Annotated in this window: 12 protein-coding genes; 8 read left to right on the top strand and 4 right to left on the bottom strand. The window is 67.2% G+C overall.

What is annotated here, in order from left to right; translation table 11 throughout:
* Positions 1–2 precede the first annotated feature (2 nt).
* The 4 genes from maiA to DFP89_RS04960 are packed head-to-tail and all read left to right on the top strand — an operon-like array spanning position 3 to position 3,473.
* Complete coding sequence (gene maiA, locus DFP89_RS04975; RefSeq protein WP_114348280.1) at positions 3–671, top strand: maleylacetoacetate isomerase; 669 nt, start codon at positions 3–5, stop codon at positions 669–671.
* Positions 668–1,672 carry a TRAP transporter substrate-binding protein gene (locus tag DFP89_RS04970; RefSeq protein ID WP_114348279.1) on the top strand — a complete coding sequence of 335 codons (1,005 nt, stop codon included), beginning with the start codon at positions 668–670 and terminating at the stop codon, positions 1,670–1,672. The genes maiA and DFP89_RS04970 overlap by 4 nt, the downstream gene beginning before the upstream one ends.
* Positions 1,669–2,166 (top strand): TRAP transporter small permease, encoded by a 498-nt coding sequence (locus DFP89_RS04965; RefSeq protein WP_114348278.1) that lies wholly within the window; start codon positions 1,669–1,671, stop codon positions 2,164–2,166. The genes DFP89_RS04970 and DFP89_RS04965 overlap by 4 nt, the downstream gene beginning before the upstream one ends.
* Entirely contained in the window at positions 2,163–3,473 is a 1,311-nt protein-coding gene (locus tag DFP89_RS04960; RefSeq protein WP_114348277.1) for a TRAP transporter large permease, read from the top strand. The genes DFP89_RS04965 and DFP89_RS04960 overlap by 4 nt, the downstream gene beginning before the upstream one ends.
* On the opposite strand, the gene DFP89_RS04955 is transcribed toward DFP89_RS04960, so the two are convergent.
* Complete coding sequence (locus DFP89_RS04955; protein WP_114348276.1) at positions 3,470–4,267, bottom strand: FCD domain-containing protein; 798 nt, start codon at positions 4,265–4,267, stop codon at positions 3,470–3,472. The two genes, DFP89_RS04960 and DFP89_RS04955, sit on opposite strands and share 4 nt — an antisense overlap.
* Positions 4,268–4,408: 141 nt before the next feature.
* On the opposite strand from DFP89_RS04955, the gene DFP89_RS04950 reads away from it, so the two are divergent.
* The 3 genes from DFP89_RS04950 to glcF are packed head-to-tail and all read left to right on the top strand — an operon-like array spanning position 4,409 to position 8,251.
* On the top strand, positions 4,409–5,848 hold the full coding sequence (locus tag DFP89_RS04950) for an FAD-linked oxidase C-terminal domain-containing protein (RefSeq protein WP_425452636.1): 1,440 nt from the start codon (positions 4,409–4,411) through the stop codon (positions 5,846–5,848).
* A gap of 2 nt (positions 5,849–5,850) precedes the next feature.
* A complete protein-coding gene (locus tag DFP89_RS04945; protein WP_114348324.1) occupies positions 5,851–6,957 on the top strand; it encodes an FAD-binding protein in 1,107 nt (368 codons plus the stop codon).
* Position 6,958: 1 nt separating this feature from the next.
* Entirely contained in the window at positions 6,959–8,251 is a 1,293-nt protein-coding gene (gene glcF / locus DFP89_RS04940; RefSeq protein ID WP_114348274.1) for a glycolate oxidase subunit GlcF, read from the top strand.
* On the opposite strand, the gene epmA is transcribed toward glcF, so the two are convergent.
* Positions 8,248–9,306, bottom strand: a complete 1,059-nt coding sequence (gene epmA / locus DFP89_RS04935) for an EF-P lysine aminoacylase EpmA (RefSeq protein ID WP_114348273.1) — start codon at positions 9,304–9,306, stop codon at positions 8,248–8,250. The genes glcF and epmA overlap by 4 nt on opposite strands.
* Before the next feature lie 134 nt (positions 9,307–9,440).
* Between epmA and efp the strand changes: the two genes are divergently transcribed.
* The gene (gene efp / locus DFP89_RS04930; protein WP_114348272.1) at positions 9,441–10,007 is read left to right on the top strand and encodes an elongation factor P; all 567 of its coding nucleotides are present in this window, start codon (positions 9,441–9,443) and stop codon (positions 10,005–10,007) included.
* A 27-nt stretch (positions 10,008–10,034) separates the two neighbouring features.
* Here the strand turns inward: efp and DFP89_RS04925 are convergent, their stop codons facing one another.
* Both DFP89_RS04925 and DFP89_RS04920 read right to left on the bottom strand, forming a co-directional pair.
* Complete coding sequence (locus DFP89_RS04925; RefSeq protein ID WP_114348271.1) at positions 10,035–13,202, bottom strand: AAA family ATPase; 3,168 nt, start codon at positions 13,200–13,202, stop codon at positions 10,035–10,037.
* The gene (locus tag DFP89_RS04920) at positions 13,199–15,157 is read right to left on the bottom strand and encodes a trypsin-like serine peptidase (RefSeq protein WP_181870250.1); all 1,959 of its coding nucleotides are present in this window, start codon (positions 15,155–15,157) and stop codon (positions 13,199–13,201) included. Before DFP89_RS04920 ends, DFP89_RS04925 begins: the two co-directional genes overlap by 4 nt.

Raw genomic sequence — 15,157 nt, 5'->3', positions numbered from 1 at the left:
CCATGGCGGTGGTGCTGCATGACTATTGGCGCTCGACCGCGTCTTATCGGGTGCGGATCGCGCTGGCGCTGAAGGGTGTGGCCTATCGGCGGGTGCCGGTCGATCTGGTGTCCAGCGCCCAGCTCGGTGCGGCGCATCTGGCACTGAACCCGCAGGGGCTGGTGCCGGTTCTGGAAATCGACGGGCTGGTGCTGACCCAGTCGCTGGCGATCATCGAATATCTGGACGAAACCCGCCCCGACCCGGCGCTGCTGCCCACGGGGCAGGGGGCGCGGGCGCAGGTCCGGGCCATGGCGCTGGCCATCGCCTGCGAGACGCATCCGCTGTCGAACCTGTCCGTCCTGCAGCGGATCGAGGCGCTGGCCGGTCCCGCTGCGCGCGCGGCATGGAATCGCGGCAATATCGCCGCCGGGCTGGCGGCCTTTGAACGGCTTCTGGACCATCCGGGTTTTGACGGGCGGTTCTGCCATGGCGGCAGCCCGGGCATCGCCGACTGCGTGCTGATCCCCCAGCTTTACAACGCCACGCGCTGGGGCGTGGAGTTCGAGCATCTGATGCGGATCCGCGCGGTGGCGGCGCATTGCGCGGCGCATCCCGCCTTTGCCGCCGCCCGGCCCGAGAATTACGACCCTTCGCCACGCGCGAAGCAACAACAGGGAGAGAGAAAATGAAATCACTGAAATTCGCACTGGCCAGCCTGCTTCTGTCTGTCGCACCCGCGCTGGCCGAGGAACTGGTCATGTCGTCCTGGCTGCCGCCCAAGCATCCGATCGTCGTGAACGCCTTCAAGCCCTGGGCCGAAGAGGTCGAAAAGGTGACCGAGGGTCGCGTCACCGTGCGCATCATGGGCAAGCCCCTTGGCAGCCCGCCCGCGCATTTCGACATGGCCCGCGACGGGGTGGCCGACATCACCTATGGGCTGCATTCCTTTACCGAGGACGACCGCTTCAACCGCGCGCGTTTGGGCCAGTTCAGCTTTCTGGGCGATGATGCCATCGCCAACTCGAAAGCATATTGGGCGATCTATGGCGGCCAGATGGATGCCGCGGGCGAACATCAGGGCACGCATCTGCTGGGCCTGTTCATGCACGGGCCGGGGCTTTTGTACAACAACAAGCGCAAGATCGGGGCCGTGGCCGACCTGCAAGGGCTGAAGCTGCGCGTGCCGGGCGGCTATGGCGGCGATCTGGTCGGCGCGCTTGGGGCGACGCCCTTGTTCATGTCCTCGCCCGAGGTCTATGAAAAGCTGTCGCGCGGGGTGATCGACGGCGTGGCCTTTACCTATGAGGCGATCACCGCCTTCAACCTGACCGACCATCTGAAATACGCCATGACCGTGCCGGGCGGCGTCTACAACACCACCTGGTTTCTGGTCGTGAACGAGGACAAGTGGAACAGTCTGTCCGAGGCCGACCGCACCGCCATCGACGCCATTTCCGGCGCCGCCTTTGCCGAGCGGGTCGGCAAGGCCTGGAACGATGCCGATGCCGCCGCCCGGGCCGAGATCGGCGACCGGATCGCCTTCGATGAGGCCTCGCCCGAGGTGGTTGCGGCCCTGCGCGCAACCGCCGGCAAGCTGGAACAGAAATGGGCCGAGGGCCTTGGCGAGGGGCATGACGGTCTGGCCGCACTGGCCGAGTTCCGCAAGGCCACCGGGGTCGCACCGGAATGAACGAGCCGGTTCCCGACATGATCCCCGGTCGGGTGCCGCATCGGCAGGCGCCCTGGTACCGGGCGCTTGCCGTGATCGCGGCGGTGCTGATCGCGCTGATGATCGGCGTGACCTGCATCGACGTGATCGGGCGCTACCTGATGAACCGGCCCTTTGGCGGCGCCTATGAGCTGACGCAGATCCTGCTGGCGGCGCTGGTCTTTGTGGCGCTGCCGCTGACCACGGCCGATGGTGGCCATGTCGAGGTCGATCTGGCGCTGCATCTGTTTCCGAAACCCGTGCAGCGGCTGATGGGGCGGCTGGCGGGCTGGGTCTCGGCCTTGGCGCTGGGATATTTCGCCTGGCGGCTGGCGCTGATCGGGCTGGACCAGTGGCATGAGGGGACGCGCAGCGCCTCGCTGATGCTGCCGATGGCGCCTTTGGCTTTCCTTGCGGCGGCAAGCTGCGCGGTCTCGGCCATCATTTTGCTGCTGCCCCGCAAGGAGACGCCATGATCACCTCATTGATCGCCTTCGCCATCCTGCTGGGGATGGTTTTCGTCCGCGTGCCCATCGCATTCGCCATGGCGATCGTGGGCGGCATCGGCTTCGCGCTGCTGCGCGGCTGGGCGCCAGCAGGGGCCATGGTCGGCAATGCGGTGTTCGAGACCGGGCTGAACTATTCGCTGTCGGTGGTGCCCCTGTTCATCTTCATGGGCAATGTGCTGGCCGGGTCCGGCATCGCGCAGGGGCTGTTTTCCGCCGCCGACCGGGTATTCGGGCGGATGCGCGGCGGGCTGGCCATGGCGACGATCCTGTCCTGCGGCGGCTTTTCGGCGGTCTGCGGATCGTCCCTGGCTACCGCCGCCACCATGTCCAAGGTCGCCATGCCCTCGATGCGGCGGTTCGGCTATTCGGACAGTCTGGCCACCGGCGCCATCGCGGCGGGGGGCACGCTGGGGATCCTGATCCCGCCCTCGGTCGTGCTGATCATCTTTGGGCTGCTGACCGAGGCCGATATCGGCAAGCTGTTTCTGGCCGGCATCATTCCGGGCATCGTCGGCATCATCGGCTATCTGCTGGCGGTGATGGCCGCGGTGCGGCTGAAGCCGGAACTGGCCCCCGAGGTCGGCGAGGTGGTGCCGATGACCCGGCAGGACGCGATCAGCGTCGTCGCCGTGCTGGCGCTGTTCGCGTTCATCATGATCGGCATCTATGGCGGGCTGTTCACACCCATCGAGGCCGCCGGCATGGGCGCATTCGCCGCGCTGGTCATTGCCGCCCTGACCGGCGGGCTGACGCGCGCCGCGCTGTGGGGGGCGTTTCTGGACAGCGCCACCGCCTCGGCGATGATCTTTGCCATCATCATCGGGGCCGAGATCTTCAGCAATTTCGTGACCTTTGCCGGGCTGCCCGACAGCCTGTCGATGATCGTCGAGGATCTGGGCCTGTCGGCATGGACGGTGCTGTTGCTGATCGTGCTGATCTATCTGGTGCTGGGCTGCTTTCTGGAAAGCCTGTCGATGATCCTGCTGACGGTGCCGGTGTTTTATCCGGTCATTGCCAATCTGGATTTCGGGCTGGCGGTGCTGGCCGACCCGGATGCGGTGCTGATCTGGTTCGGGATCATCGTCGTCGTGGTGACCGAGATCAGCCTGATCACACCGCCCATCGGCATGAATGTCTTTGTGCTGCGCTCGGTCCTGCCGGATGTGGCGCTGGGGACGATCTTTCGCGGCGTCTATGTGTTCTGGGTCGCCGATATCGTCCGGCTGGCGGTGATCATCTTTGTGCCGGTGCTGTCGCTGTGGCTGGTCAGCTAGGTCGAGGCATCATCCGAAACGCTGCGCTGGCCAAGGCCCCCACCGCTTAGTCGGCGCAGCGACTGGCCCAGTTTCGCCTCGGCCTCGCGGATTTCCTGCGCGGCGCGGCGGATATAGGTCAGATGCTCGTGCGCGGCGGCGCGCGCGGCATCGGGGTCGCGGTCCAGGATCGCCTGCGCGATGGCGCGGTGCTGGTCGCGCAGCAATTCGCGGATGGCGGGAATGGTGAACATGCGGCCGCGATTCTGGATCACGTCGCTGCGCAGGATCCCCGACAGCGCCCGCATCATCTGCAACAGCACCAGATTGTGGCTGGCCTCATATATGGCCAGATGCAGGGCGGCGTCGGCCTCGGCCTCATCATCGGGATCGGCGCCGGCATGGGCGGTCTCGATGGCGGCAAGGCAATCGGCGATCATCTGGCGGTCGATGTCATTGGCGCGGATGGCGGCCAGCGCGGCGGCCTGACTTTCCACCACGTCGCGAAACTCCAGATAATCATCCGCCAGTTCGGGCGAGGCCGCCAGCAGCGCGATCAGCGGATCGGTGATCGCTGCCGCCCCAATTGGGGCCACGCGGGTGCCGACGCCGCGTTCGGCGATCAGCAGCCCGCGATCCTCAAGCAGTTTCAGCCCGTCGCGCAGGGTCGGGCGCGAGACGTTCAGCCGCGCCGCCAGTTCGCGCTCGGGCAAAAGATATTCCTCGGGGCGCAGGGCGCCCTCAAGGATCAGCTTTTCGATATGGCGGGCGACGGTTTCCGCCGCGCGCCGGGTCTTGAGAATGTCGTCGCCCATGATCGTGCTATCATCGGGCAAGTCCGGTCGAGGCGCAACTATGTGGTAAAGCCATCGGGCCGGTTGACATGCGTGGTCAAATAATTTTACCACATCGGCCAAGCCAGAGACGAGGAGGAGGCGCCCGTGTCCAGCATCGCCATGCCAGACCCCGATCCGCGCGTGCTGTCACGCGCGCCGCAGATTGTCGCCGCCCTGCGCGGCGTGCTGCCCGATGATGCGGTGATTTCCGATCTTGAGGAAACCCGCGCCTATGAATGCGACGCGCTGACCGCCTATCGCTGCCCGCCCTTGGCGGTGGTCCTGCCGCGCACGACCGCGGAGGTCGCGGCGGCGATGCGGGTCTGTCATGACATGCGGGTGCCGGTGGTGCCGCGCGGTGCGGGCACTTCGCTGGCCGGGGGCGCGCTGCCCACCGCCGACAGCGTGGTCATCGGCACCATGCGCCTGCGCGACGTGCTGGAGATCGACACGGCGAACCGTTTTATCCGCGTGCAGACCGGGGTGACCAACCTGTCGGTCAGCGCCGAGCTGGAAGCGCAGGGGTTCTTTTATGCGCCCGATCCGTCCTCGCAGCTGGCCTGCACCATCGCGGGCAATATCGCGATGAATTCGGGCGGCGCGCATTGCCTGAAATACGGCGTCACCACCAACAACCTGATGGGCGCCACGGTGGTCCTGACCACCGGCGAGGTGATCGAGCTGGGCGGCCCGGAAATGGGGCCCGCCGGACTGGATCTGCTGGGCCTTTTCTGCGGCTCCGAGGGCCAGCTTGGCATCGTGACCGAGGCCACGCTGAAGATCCTGCCCCGCCCCGAGGGCGCGCGCCCGGTGCTGATCGGTTTTGACGATGCCGAGGTGGCGGGCGAATGCGTGGCGCGGATCATCCGTTCGGGCGTGCTGCCGGTCGCCATCGAATATATGGACGAGCCCTGCCTGCGCGCGGTCGAGCAATTCGCCCATGCCGGCTATCCGAAATGCGCCGCCGTGCTGGTGGTCGAGGTCGAGGGCTCGGCCCAGGAAATCGCCTTTCAACTGGGCAAGATCCGCGAGATTGCCGATGCGCTGAACCCGGTCGAGTTCCGCGAAAGCCGCAATGCCGATGACGCGGCGGCGATCTGGAAGGGGCGCAAGTCGGCCTTTGGCGCCATGGGGCGTCTGGGTGATTACATCTGTCTGGACGGCACGGTGCCGGTCGGCAAGCTGCCCTATACGCTGAAAATGATCGGCGAGTTGTCGCGCCAGCACGGGCTTGAGGTCGCCAATGTCTTTCACGCCGGCGACGGCAACATGCACCCGCTGATCCTGTTCAACGCCAACAAGCCCGGCGATCTGGAACGGGCCGAGGCCTTTGGCAATGACATCCTGCGGCTTTGCGTCGAGGTCGGCGGCTGCCTGACCGGCGAGCATGGCGTCGGCATCGAAAAGCGCGACCTGATGGGGGTGCAATATGCCCCGGACGATCTGGCGATCCAGATGCAGGTCAAGGACCTGTTCGATCCGCGCTGGCTGTTGAACCCGGCCAAGGTGTTTCCGCTGGACGCAAGCCAGCCCCATCGCGACAGGGCGGCGGCCGAATGACCATGACCCCCAGGAATGAGGCCGAACTGGCCGAACTGATCGCGGCCCGCCATGCGGCGCGCGCGCCCCTGCGCATCACGGGCGGCGGCACCCGCGTGCAGATGGCGCATCTGGCGGGTGACGATCTGAATGTCTCGGGCATTTCGGGCGTCGTGACCTATGCGCCGGGCGAGATGACGCTGATCGCGCGCCCCGGCACCTCGCTGGCTGAAATCGAGACCATGCTGGCCGCCGAGGGGCAGGCGCTTGCCTTTGAGCCGCCGGATATGCGCGGGCTGCTGGGCGGGAATGGCGTGCCGACCATCGGCGGGGTCGTCGCCGCCAATGCCTCGGGGCCGAGGCGGCTTTTCGCCGGGGCCTGCCGCGATCACCTTCTGGGCCTGCGGCTTGTCGACGGGCGCGGCCGGGTGCTGAAAAACGGCGGCCGGGTGATGAAGAACGTCACCGGCCTTGATCTGGGCAAGCTGATCTGCGGCGCCCATGGCACGCTTGGCGTGCTGACCGAGGTGGCGCTGAAAACCCTGCCGTTGATGCCCGAGCGCATGACGCTGGCCATTCATGGCGTCACGGCCACTGATGCGGTCGGCCTGTTCTCGGCGGCGCTGGCCACGCCCTATGAGGTGACCGGCGCGGCGTTCCATGATGGCCGCGCATGGCTGCGGATCGAGGGGCTGGCCCAGCCGCAGCTCAGCTATCGCCGCGATCGCCTGCTCGGGCTGTTCGCGGGCCGCGAGGTCGAGGAACTGGACGGTCCCGCCAGCACGGCGCTGTGGCGCGATCTGCGTGATGGGGCACATTTTTCCGGCACTGAGGCGCCCTTGTGGCGGGTGCTGGTCAAGCCGACCGACGCGCCGCGCATCGCCGCCGCGCTTGAGGCTTTGGGCGGGGCGACCTCGCTCGATTGGGGCGGGGGGCTGATCTGGTATTCCGGCCCCGGCGCGGCACCTGCGGTGCGGGGCATCGCCCCCCATGCCACGCTGATCCGGCGCGGCGGGCTAGGGGGCGCGGCATTCCCGCCGCAAGCCGCCCCGGTCGCGGCGCTGTCCCAAGGGTTGCGGCGGACCTTCGATCCGGCGGCGATCCTGAACCCCGGCTTGATGGAGGGCTGAGATGCAGACGAATTTCACCCCCGCGCAACTGGCCGATCCCGGCACTGCCCGCGCCAATGAGATCCTGCGCAGCTGCGTCCATTGCGGGTTCTGCACCGCCACCTGCCCGACCTACAAGGTCTTGGGGGACGAGTTGGACAGCCCGCGCGGGCGCATCTACCTGATCAAGGACATGCTGGAAAACAACCGTGTGCCGGATGCGAAAACCGTCGGCCATATCGACCGCTGCCTGAGCTGTCTCAGTTGCATGACGACCTGTCCCTCGGGCGTGCATTACATGCATCTGGTTGATCACGCGCGGGAATATATCGAAAAGAACTACCACCGGCCCCTTGGCGACCGGGCGCTGCGCTGGATTTTGTCGCGCATTCTGCCCTATCCGGGGCGGTTTCGGCTGGCGCTGTTCGGCGCGAAACTGGCACGGCCCTTTCGGCGGCTGGTGCCGGATCAGCGGCTGCGGGCGATGCTGGACATGGCGCCCAGGGACATCCCGCCGCCCAGCCTGAACGACACGCCGCAGGTCTTTGCCGCGCAAGGTCCGCGCCGCAAGCGGGTGGCGCTGCTGGTCGGCTGCGCGCAAAGGGCGCTGAACACCGATATCAACGACGCGACCACCCGGCTTTTGCGCCGCCATGGCTGCGAGGTGGTCATTCCCAAGGGCGTCGGCTGCTGCGGGGCGCTGACCCATCACATGGGCCGCACCGATGAAAGCCATGCCTCGGCTGCGGCGAATATCCGCGCGTTGATGGCCGAGATTGCGGGCGAGGGGCTGGATGCGGTGGTCATCAACACCTCGGGCTGCGGGACCACGGTCAAGGATTACGGGCATATGTTCGAAAATGACCCGCTGGCTGCGGAGGCGGCCAAGGTCGCCGGGCTGGCCCGCGATGTGTCCGAGGTCATGGCCGATCTGGGGCTGTCCGGCGCCACCCATGCCCCGCCTTTGCGCGTCGCCTATCACGCCGCCTGTTCCTTGCAGCACGGCCAGCAGATCAAGGCCACGCCCAAGGAACTGCTGGCTGCCGCCGGGTTCACGGTGCTTGAGCCAAAGGACAGCCATATCTGCTGCGGCTCGGCCGGGACCTATAACCTGATGCAGCCCGAAATCTCGGGCGAGCTGAAGCGGCGCAAGGTCGCCACGCTCGAGGTGCTGACCCCGCAGGTCATCAGCGCCGGAAATATCGGCTGCATGATGCAGATCGGCTCGGGGACCGGGGTGCCGGTCGTCCATACGGTCGAGCTTTTGGACTGGGCGACGGGCGGGCCACGCCCCCGGGCACTGGAGGCGGATTAGGGCGCGATCGGGGTCCAGATCACTTCGTCCAGACGCGGCGCGCCGGTGGCCAGCATGACCAGCCGGTCGAACCCCAGCGCGCAGCCCGAGGCCGGGGGCATCTGCGCCAATGCGGCCAGAAAATCCTCGTCCAGCGGATAGCGTTCGCCGTAGACGCGGGCTTTCTCGTCCATTTCCAGCAGAAAGCGGCGGCGTTGCTCGGCGGGGTCGGTCAGCTCGCCAAAGCCGTTCGCGAGTTCGACCCCGCAGGCGTAAAGCTCGAACCGCTCGGCCTCGCGCGGCTCATCCGGGGCGCGGCGGGCCAGTGCCGCCTCGGCCGCCGGATAGCGGTCAAGGATCAGGGGCCGGCCATGGCCCAGATGCGGCTCGACCTTTTCGACAAGGACGCGCGACAGGATGTCGGACCAGCCGTCGTCATCGGCCAGCCGGATGCCCCGCGCCGTTGCCTGCGCGCGCAAGGCACCCGCATCGGTTTCCGCGCCCGCGCAGGTCGCCAGCAGGTCGATGCCCGCAAATTCAAGAAATGCCTGCGCCACCGTCATCACCTCGGGCGCGGCATAGGGATCGCAGCTCAGGCCGCGGAACTGCAACTGTTCGGCCCCCGCCGCCTCGGCGGCAAGACGCAGGAAATGCGCGCAATCGTCGAAAAGCTGGCGGTAATCCGCGCCCGAATCCATATCGGCGCGATACCATTCCAGCATGGTGAATTCCGGGCTGTGCAGTGGCCCGCGTTCGCGGTTGCGCCAGACATGGGACAGCGAGAAGATCCGCTCCTCACCCGCCGCCAGCAGCTTTTTCATCGCGAATTCGGGGCTGGTATGCAGATACATCCGGCGCGGCTGGCCGTCATTGCCGATCTGTTGGGTGGCAAAACCGTGCAGATGCGCCTCGTTTCCCGGGCTGATCGCCAGCGCGCCGGGGTCGATTTCCAGAAAACCCTGCGCGCCCAGCCAGTCGCGGATCGCCGACTGGATGCGGTTTCGCGCCAGCAGAAGCGGCCTGCGCCCGGCATGGCGGTCGCGGTCCCACCACGGGGTTTCGGTCTGATTTGCCATGGTCCTGCCCCCCGATTGCGCGAAATCGCTTGCGTCTGGCGCTGCGGCGCGAAACGCGCTATGGGACGCCATCTTTGCCGGCCCCATGGATAGCCGGCCCCCCGGAATTTGAAAAGCAGGCAAGGAATCCCGCCTTGAAAGTCATCGCCTCAAGCCTTCGCAAAGGCAATGTCGTCGAAATCGACGGCCGTCTTCATGTCGTCCTGACGGCGACCAACTTCCACCCCGGCAAGGGCACGCCGACGACGCAGGTCGACCTGCGCCGCATCTCGGACGGCAACAAGGTCTCCGAGCGCTGGAAGACCACCGAGCAGGTCGAGCGCGCCCATGTCGATGAGCGCGAATACGACTATCTTTACGAGGATGGCGAAGGCTTCCACTTCATGGAGCCGGAAAGCTATGAGCAGGTCGTGGTGTCGCCCGACGTGGTCGGCGACGACAAGGTGTTCCTTGAGGACGGGATTCGCGTTTTCCTGCAGGTCCATAACGGCGTCGTCATCGCCATCGAGCTGCCGCAGCGCGTGACCGTCGAGGTCGCCGAGACCGAGCCTGTGGTCAAGGGTCAGACGGCTTCGTCCAGCTACAAACCCGCCGTGGCGCATAACGGCGTGCGCATCATGGTGCCGCCGCATATCGGCGTGGGCACCAAGGTGATCATCAACACCGCCGACCTGACCTATGTCGAGCGCGCGAAAAGCTGAAAGATCGGGGGGCTGAGGCCCCCCTTTTCATTGCAGGGTCAGCGCCCCCGCCCATGCGGATTCGGCGCGGGTCATGATGCGGTGCAACTGCCGCAGGGGCAGGGGGGCGGCCTCGTCATCGGCAAGCGCGGCGACAAAGGCGGTCAGCGCGCCGAACAGGGGCAGGGGGGCGGCCTCGTCATCGGCAAGCGCGGCGACAAAGGCGGTCAGCGCGCCGAACTTGTCCAGCATGTCGATCAGCGCAAGAATTTGCGTCGCGCCGGTCCGGCCCGAGAATGCTTCGGGACGCAACTCGACCGGCCACCATGGGATGGCCGCAAGCGGGGCAAGGGCTTTGGCGATGTTGCCAGCGGCAATCCCCCCGGTCAGCAGAACGCGCAAGGGGTCTTGAAATTCCGGCTGTCTGCCGGGGATGATCGGGCGCAATTCCCCCTGAATGGCCAGCCCGGGTTGCAGATGCAGGACCGCGCCGGACAGCGCGTTCTCGACAATGTTCAGGTCGCGCAATGCGGCCGGGTTGCCGGTCTGCAGCAGCATGCGCATCTGGTCGCGCTGTGTGCTTTCGATGGCCAGAGAGATCTCTTCGTCCGCGTCCCCGCCGATCAGCCGCGCCAATGCGGGGGCAAAGACCGGCATGACCTGCAACGAGACCGCAGGCCAATTCATGCCAAGGGGCATTCGGGCCAGAGCGGCGCGCCATTCGATGAGTGATTGCGCGACAAAGGGCGCGGATTTCAGGTTGTGGATGGATTCGTCAAAGGCGCGGCCATGGGGCGTGTTCAGCTGGCCGGTGACCGTAAGCAGCATCAGGGCGATATCGACCGGGACGGAACGGCCTTGGCGCATGGGCGCAGCGACCTCGGACCGACCTGATGCCACCAGCCATTCCGCCAGATCCGCACCAAAGGCCGACAGTCGGTCGTCATCGGTCGCCAGCAGCGCCAGCGCCGCCAGATAGGCGGGGTGATGCATCGGCTCACTTATGGACTGGGGCCCGGCGCTAGTCAAAATCCCGTCGATAAGGTCTTGGGTCAACGGCAGCGCGGCTTCGGCAAGCTGTTCGAACTGTCCGGTCGCAAAGAGCGATTGCGCCAGCGCCGCCGAATCCGCGGCGGTCATCTTCTGTGCGGGCGCGATTGGCGGCGCGGCGAAACTGGCCTCCTCGGCGACCACCGAGGTTTCAAGCCCGTGGGTGCGCTGCGTCTCGCGCCGTTTTCTGAGCGCGCGGTTGCGGGCCGGACCATGCAGATGCGCAATTTCATCGCTGCGCAGAACATGGCCCTGCGCCTCGCGCAGCCGGGCTTGAACGTGGGCGGGCAGGTCTCCCGCGGCGGCGCCCAGATGCAGGGCAAAGTCGTGCAACTGCTCGGCATCCTCGGGTAGATCGGCATCGCCGGCCAGAATGGCGTAATATTTCGCATCGAACGTGGCCCCCGGCTGGCTTGCGCCGGGGCCATTTGTGAACCAGTCGGCGGCGGCGCGAGCGACCTCACGCCCGGCGGGCGCGGCCAATATCTGCGGCAGCATCAGCCGGCGCAGATCGGGCAGATGCTCCAGCACCGCGCTGCCGGGATCGGGGCGGCGCACCAGCCAGACCTGCGAGGCAAGGCGGTCGAACAGCGCCTGCGCCTGCGCGGGCGGCATTGGTGTCGCAAGGCCGCAAGGCCCGGCCAGAAGCCCGGAAATCTGCGCCGGCTCGATCCGGCGCAGGACCAGCCCGGGATTGGCCAGCGGCTTCAGTTCCGCATCCGCCAGCCGCTCGAGGATGCGGGTATAGAGAAAGCACTGCCGCATTTCCGCATCCAGCCCGGCGCGGCTATCCACGTCATCGCCGCGCATCAGGCCGGTGATCTCGTCGCGGGGCTTGTCGCGGCAAAAGATCGCGAGGACCTCGATCACCAGCGGGTTCGAGCCGAATTCCGCGATCAGGTCGGGGATCAGATCCTCATGCGCGATGCCCAGGCGGCGGAACATGTCGCGCAGCTTGGCGCGGCCGGCGCGGGTGCCCAGCTCATCCAGCTCGATCACGCCCAGCGTGGCAAGGTCCTGCGGCATCTCGGTCAGGGTCTCGGTCGAGCGGCCCGACAGGATCACCCGCAGCGCGGCAAAACCGCCATGATCGCGCAGGGTGCGCAGCCATTCGGCGATCTGCGCGACGCGCTGTGGGCCAAGCACCAGCGCCTCCTCGAACGTGTCGATCACGATCACCAGCGCCCGGTCGTGCATACCTGCCCCGGCCAGAAGTTCGCGCAGCCCCGACATGGCGCCAAAGATGGCGCTGGCGGCGGCCTCGATGTCGATCGGTCCTTGCGACAGCGCCATGGCGTTGCGGATCTGCGCGCGCAACCCGGCAATGCCGGCGTCAAGCGCGGGCAGGGCATAGCCGATCTGGCGCAGAAGCTCTTGCGCCAGAGCCACCTGATCGCCCATGCGCAGCGCCGCGCGGTCCAGATCGAACTGCGCCAGAACCACCTCGTTCGCGCTGTTCAGGCTGCGGCGCAACTGTTCGAGCAGCGCCGATTTCCCGGTGCCGCCGATCCCCGCGATCAGCAGGGTCGGAACGCCGTCGGGAATGGCATCCGCAAGCCGCCGGATGGCGCCGGTGCCCGGCTTGGGCAGGGTGCCGGTCAGGGCGAAATCGCGTAGCGCCGCCAGTTCGCGCGTGCGGCCGCGAAAGCGGTCGGGCAGCACGGCCTGCGCGGCCTTTGCCGTGCGCCGCTGCATGATCGCGTGCTGAAGCCGCCGCCTTGCATCGCCATCCGCGAGCCAGTCGGGCAGGACAGCCCCGGACGAGCCGATCAGCTCCAGCATCTTGAAGAGCGCGATCAGGCGGTCATCGGGCAGGCTGGTGGTGCGGCCGGCCAGAAGCCGGCGCAGATCGGCGCGCGGGCCGGGCGCCAGCAGGTCGAGGGCGGCGCGGCCAAGCTCATCGCCCTCGCGCGGCCGGGTCGCGGCAAGATGCGCGACGCGCGCCGGGCCGGGGGGCGGCAGCAGGGTCAGGCCCGCGCGCCGCGCATCCTCGCTGAGCGACCAGAGCCAATCCGGCCCGAAGGCGGTTTCGACCGACAGCGCCGCCAGTTCGGCGAGGTCCCGGGCGTAGTCCTTGCCCTCGACATCCAGCAGCTCGCGCGGGTCGAAGACGCCCAGAACGGCGGCCCGGATCAGCACCTCGTCGGGCAGCGCGCCCCGCATCATGTCCAGTTCCTCGCGGCTTTCAGATAGATCCCGGCCAGCACATCCGACAGTCGCTCCAGCCGGGGTCGGCTGGCGCCGGTTTCGGCCAGCAGGTCGGCGGCGGCCTGGATCAGCTGGCCGTGGCGGCGGATCTCGTCGGGCAGGGGGGCGATGCCGTGGCTGGTCAGCAGATGGGCGATGCAGGTCTCGATATCCTGCTGGTCGATATTGTCGGGGGCGGCGATGTCCTCGGTCGCGGCCCTGAGCGGGTCAAGACCCGGCAGCGGCGCGGAAAGCCCGATCAGCAGCACCCGGATCCGGTCGCTGCGCTGCGCCTCGGCGTAAAGCAGGTCCAGAAAATCCCGCGCCGAGGTTTGCGGAATATCGCCCTGACCCAGCTGGTCCAGCACCAGCCACAGCAGGCGCGAGGGCGCGGTGTCGGTTTGCAGCAGGTCATAAAGCGATCTGCGGAAATCCGGAAAAAGCCGCGAGGTGAGCCATGCGGCATCGGTACCATGCGGGGTTTCGGGCTGGGGCAGGGCAGCGATCAACTCGGGGCGGGCACCGGCGCGATCAAGAATCAGCGCCGCCAGATCGCGGGCCGAGGGCGGCAGCGCCGCAGGTGACAGGCTGACGATGACATGCTGCCCGGCCTCGACGCAATCGCGCAGCAGCTCGGCCGAAAATGTCTTGCCGCTGCGCGGGGCGCCGCGCAGATAGAGGACCGGGCGCTCGGTCTTGCCGGCCATGGCGCGGATGCGACGCTGGGTTTCGGCGCGGCCGATCACCGCGCGTTCACCGGTCGTCAGGATGGAAATCCGGTCATGCATCGGATCCGCGTCGCCCAGATGCGGGCAGACACGATGGATCGCCCCGATCAGCACGGCGCGGTTATAGGCAAAAACTAGCTTGCCGTCCTTGATCGCCTTGACCTCGGCATGGTGCAGGCCGATGGCCCGCTGCTTGTGGTCAAGACACAGCCCGCCCGACGACCCGTCGTCGGTGCGTGCCTGATGGCGCAGGAAGTCCGCTTCGGCCGGATCGACCTTCGCATCCATGCCCGCCGCAACCAGTTGCGGCACACCCGACGGATGTTGCAGGACAAAGACCAGCTCGGCCTTTTCGTTGATCTGGCCGGGCTGCGAGAGATCGAACCAGCCGCGCATCCGTCCGGGGGCCCCCGCCAGCCGGATGGCGCAGAAATCAAGCGCATGACCGCGCAAGGTGGTCATGTCAGGATAGCGCTTCCCTTGCCCCAGACTGGCAAGCGACATCGGGCTGAAATCGACCAGCCAGTCTTCGACGGCTGTATGGATGGCCCCGACGCCCCGCTTCAGGTGGTCGAATTCGCAGATCAGATTCGCGGCCGTGCCCTTGCGGGCATGACCCGTCGCAGGATCGATCAGGCTGCAGACCACATGCCAGTTCGTCAGCACCGTCTGCGGGCCGATCAGGAAGCCGGTGCCCGTATGGTCGTCATGGCCGTTCTCGCCGACCCGCACGACGCACAGGCGCCGCATCGCCTGCGACATGCCGGTCATCAACCGCGACATGTCGACCCATTGCGCCATTTGCGGCGTCCAGCCCTGGGGCGAGATCCGAAAGCCGCTGGCATCCTGCGGCATCACCCGTTCGATCGGCAGGGCCATTTCGGCACCGGCGCCGCCCGCCGCCTCGCGTGCCCGGATCGCGGCATTCAGGTCGATCATCCCATGCTCGGACAGTTCGGTCAGGAATCTGTCCAGATAGCCGTTCCCGTCCACCTGCATGATCGCCGCCGCGATGGCGTCGATGCCCAGAAGCCCCAGCGCCACGGTCTTGAAGTCCCGTGCCCCGACCGCGCCCGAGCGCCGCGCCAGATCGTCGAAGATCGCCGCGACCCGGGGCCGCGTGCCTGTGACATGGCTGGCGAGGATGCGCGCCTCGGCCTCGCTCAGCAAGGCATGGGCGCTGCCGCCGTCCTCCGCCACGTTCAT

Origin of the sequence: Paracoccus lutimaris (assembly GCF_003337565.1) — a bacterium.
Lineage (GTDB): Bacteria > Pseudomonadota > Alphaproteobacteria > Rhodobacterales > Rhodobacteraceae > Paracoccus > Paracoccus lutimaris.
Note: the sequence above shows the minus strand (reverse complement) of the source record. Positions and strands in the feature narration are given on the sequence as shown.

Coding starts and splice junctions, on each gene's coding strand:
- DFP89_RS04945 (WP_114348324.1), top strand. CDS start 5,851: ATGACCCCCAGGAATGAGGCCGAACTGGCCGAACTGATCGCGGCCCGC.
- DFP89_RS04965 (WP_114348278.1), top strand. CDS start 1,669: ATGAACGAGCCGGTTCCCGACATGATCCCCGGTCGGGTGCCGCATCGG.
- glcF (WP_114348274.1), top strand. CDS start 6,959: ATGCAGACGAATTTCACCCCCGCGCAACTGGCCGATCCCGGCACTGCC.
- epmA (WP_114348273.1), bottom strand. CDS start 9,306: ATGGCAAATCAGACCGAAACCCCGTGGTGGGACCGCGACCGCCATGCC.
- DFP89_RS04925 (WP_114348271.1), bottom strand. CDS start 13,202: ATGATGCGGGGCGCGCTGCCCGACGAGGTGCTGATCCGGGCCGCCGTT.
- DFP89_RS04960 (WP_114348277.1), top strand. CDS start 2,163: ATGATCACCTCATTGATCGCCTTCGCCATCCTGCTGGGGATGGTTTTC.
- DFP89_RS04920 (WP_181870250.1), bottom strand. CDS start 15,157: ATGAACGTGGCGGAGGACGGCGGCAGCGCCCATGCCTTGCTGAGCGAG.
- DFP89_RS04955 (WP_114348276.1), bottom strand. CDS start 4,267: ATGGGCGACGACATTCTCAAGACCCGGCGCGCGGCGGAAACCGTCGCC.
- DFP89_RS04950 (WP_425452636.1), top strand. CDS start 4,409: ATGCCAGACCCCGATCCGCGCGTGCTGTCACGCGCGCCGCAGATTGTC.
- maiA (WP_114348280.1), top strand. CDS start 3: ATGGCGGTGGTGCTGCATGACTATTGGCGCTCGACCGCGTCTTATCGG.
- DFP89_RS04970 (WP_114348279.1), top strand. CDS start 668: ATGAAATCACTGAAATTCGCACTGGCCAGCCTGCTTCTGTCTGTCGCA.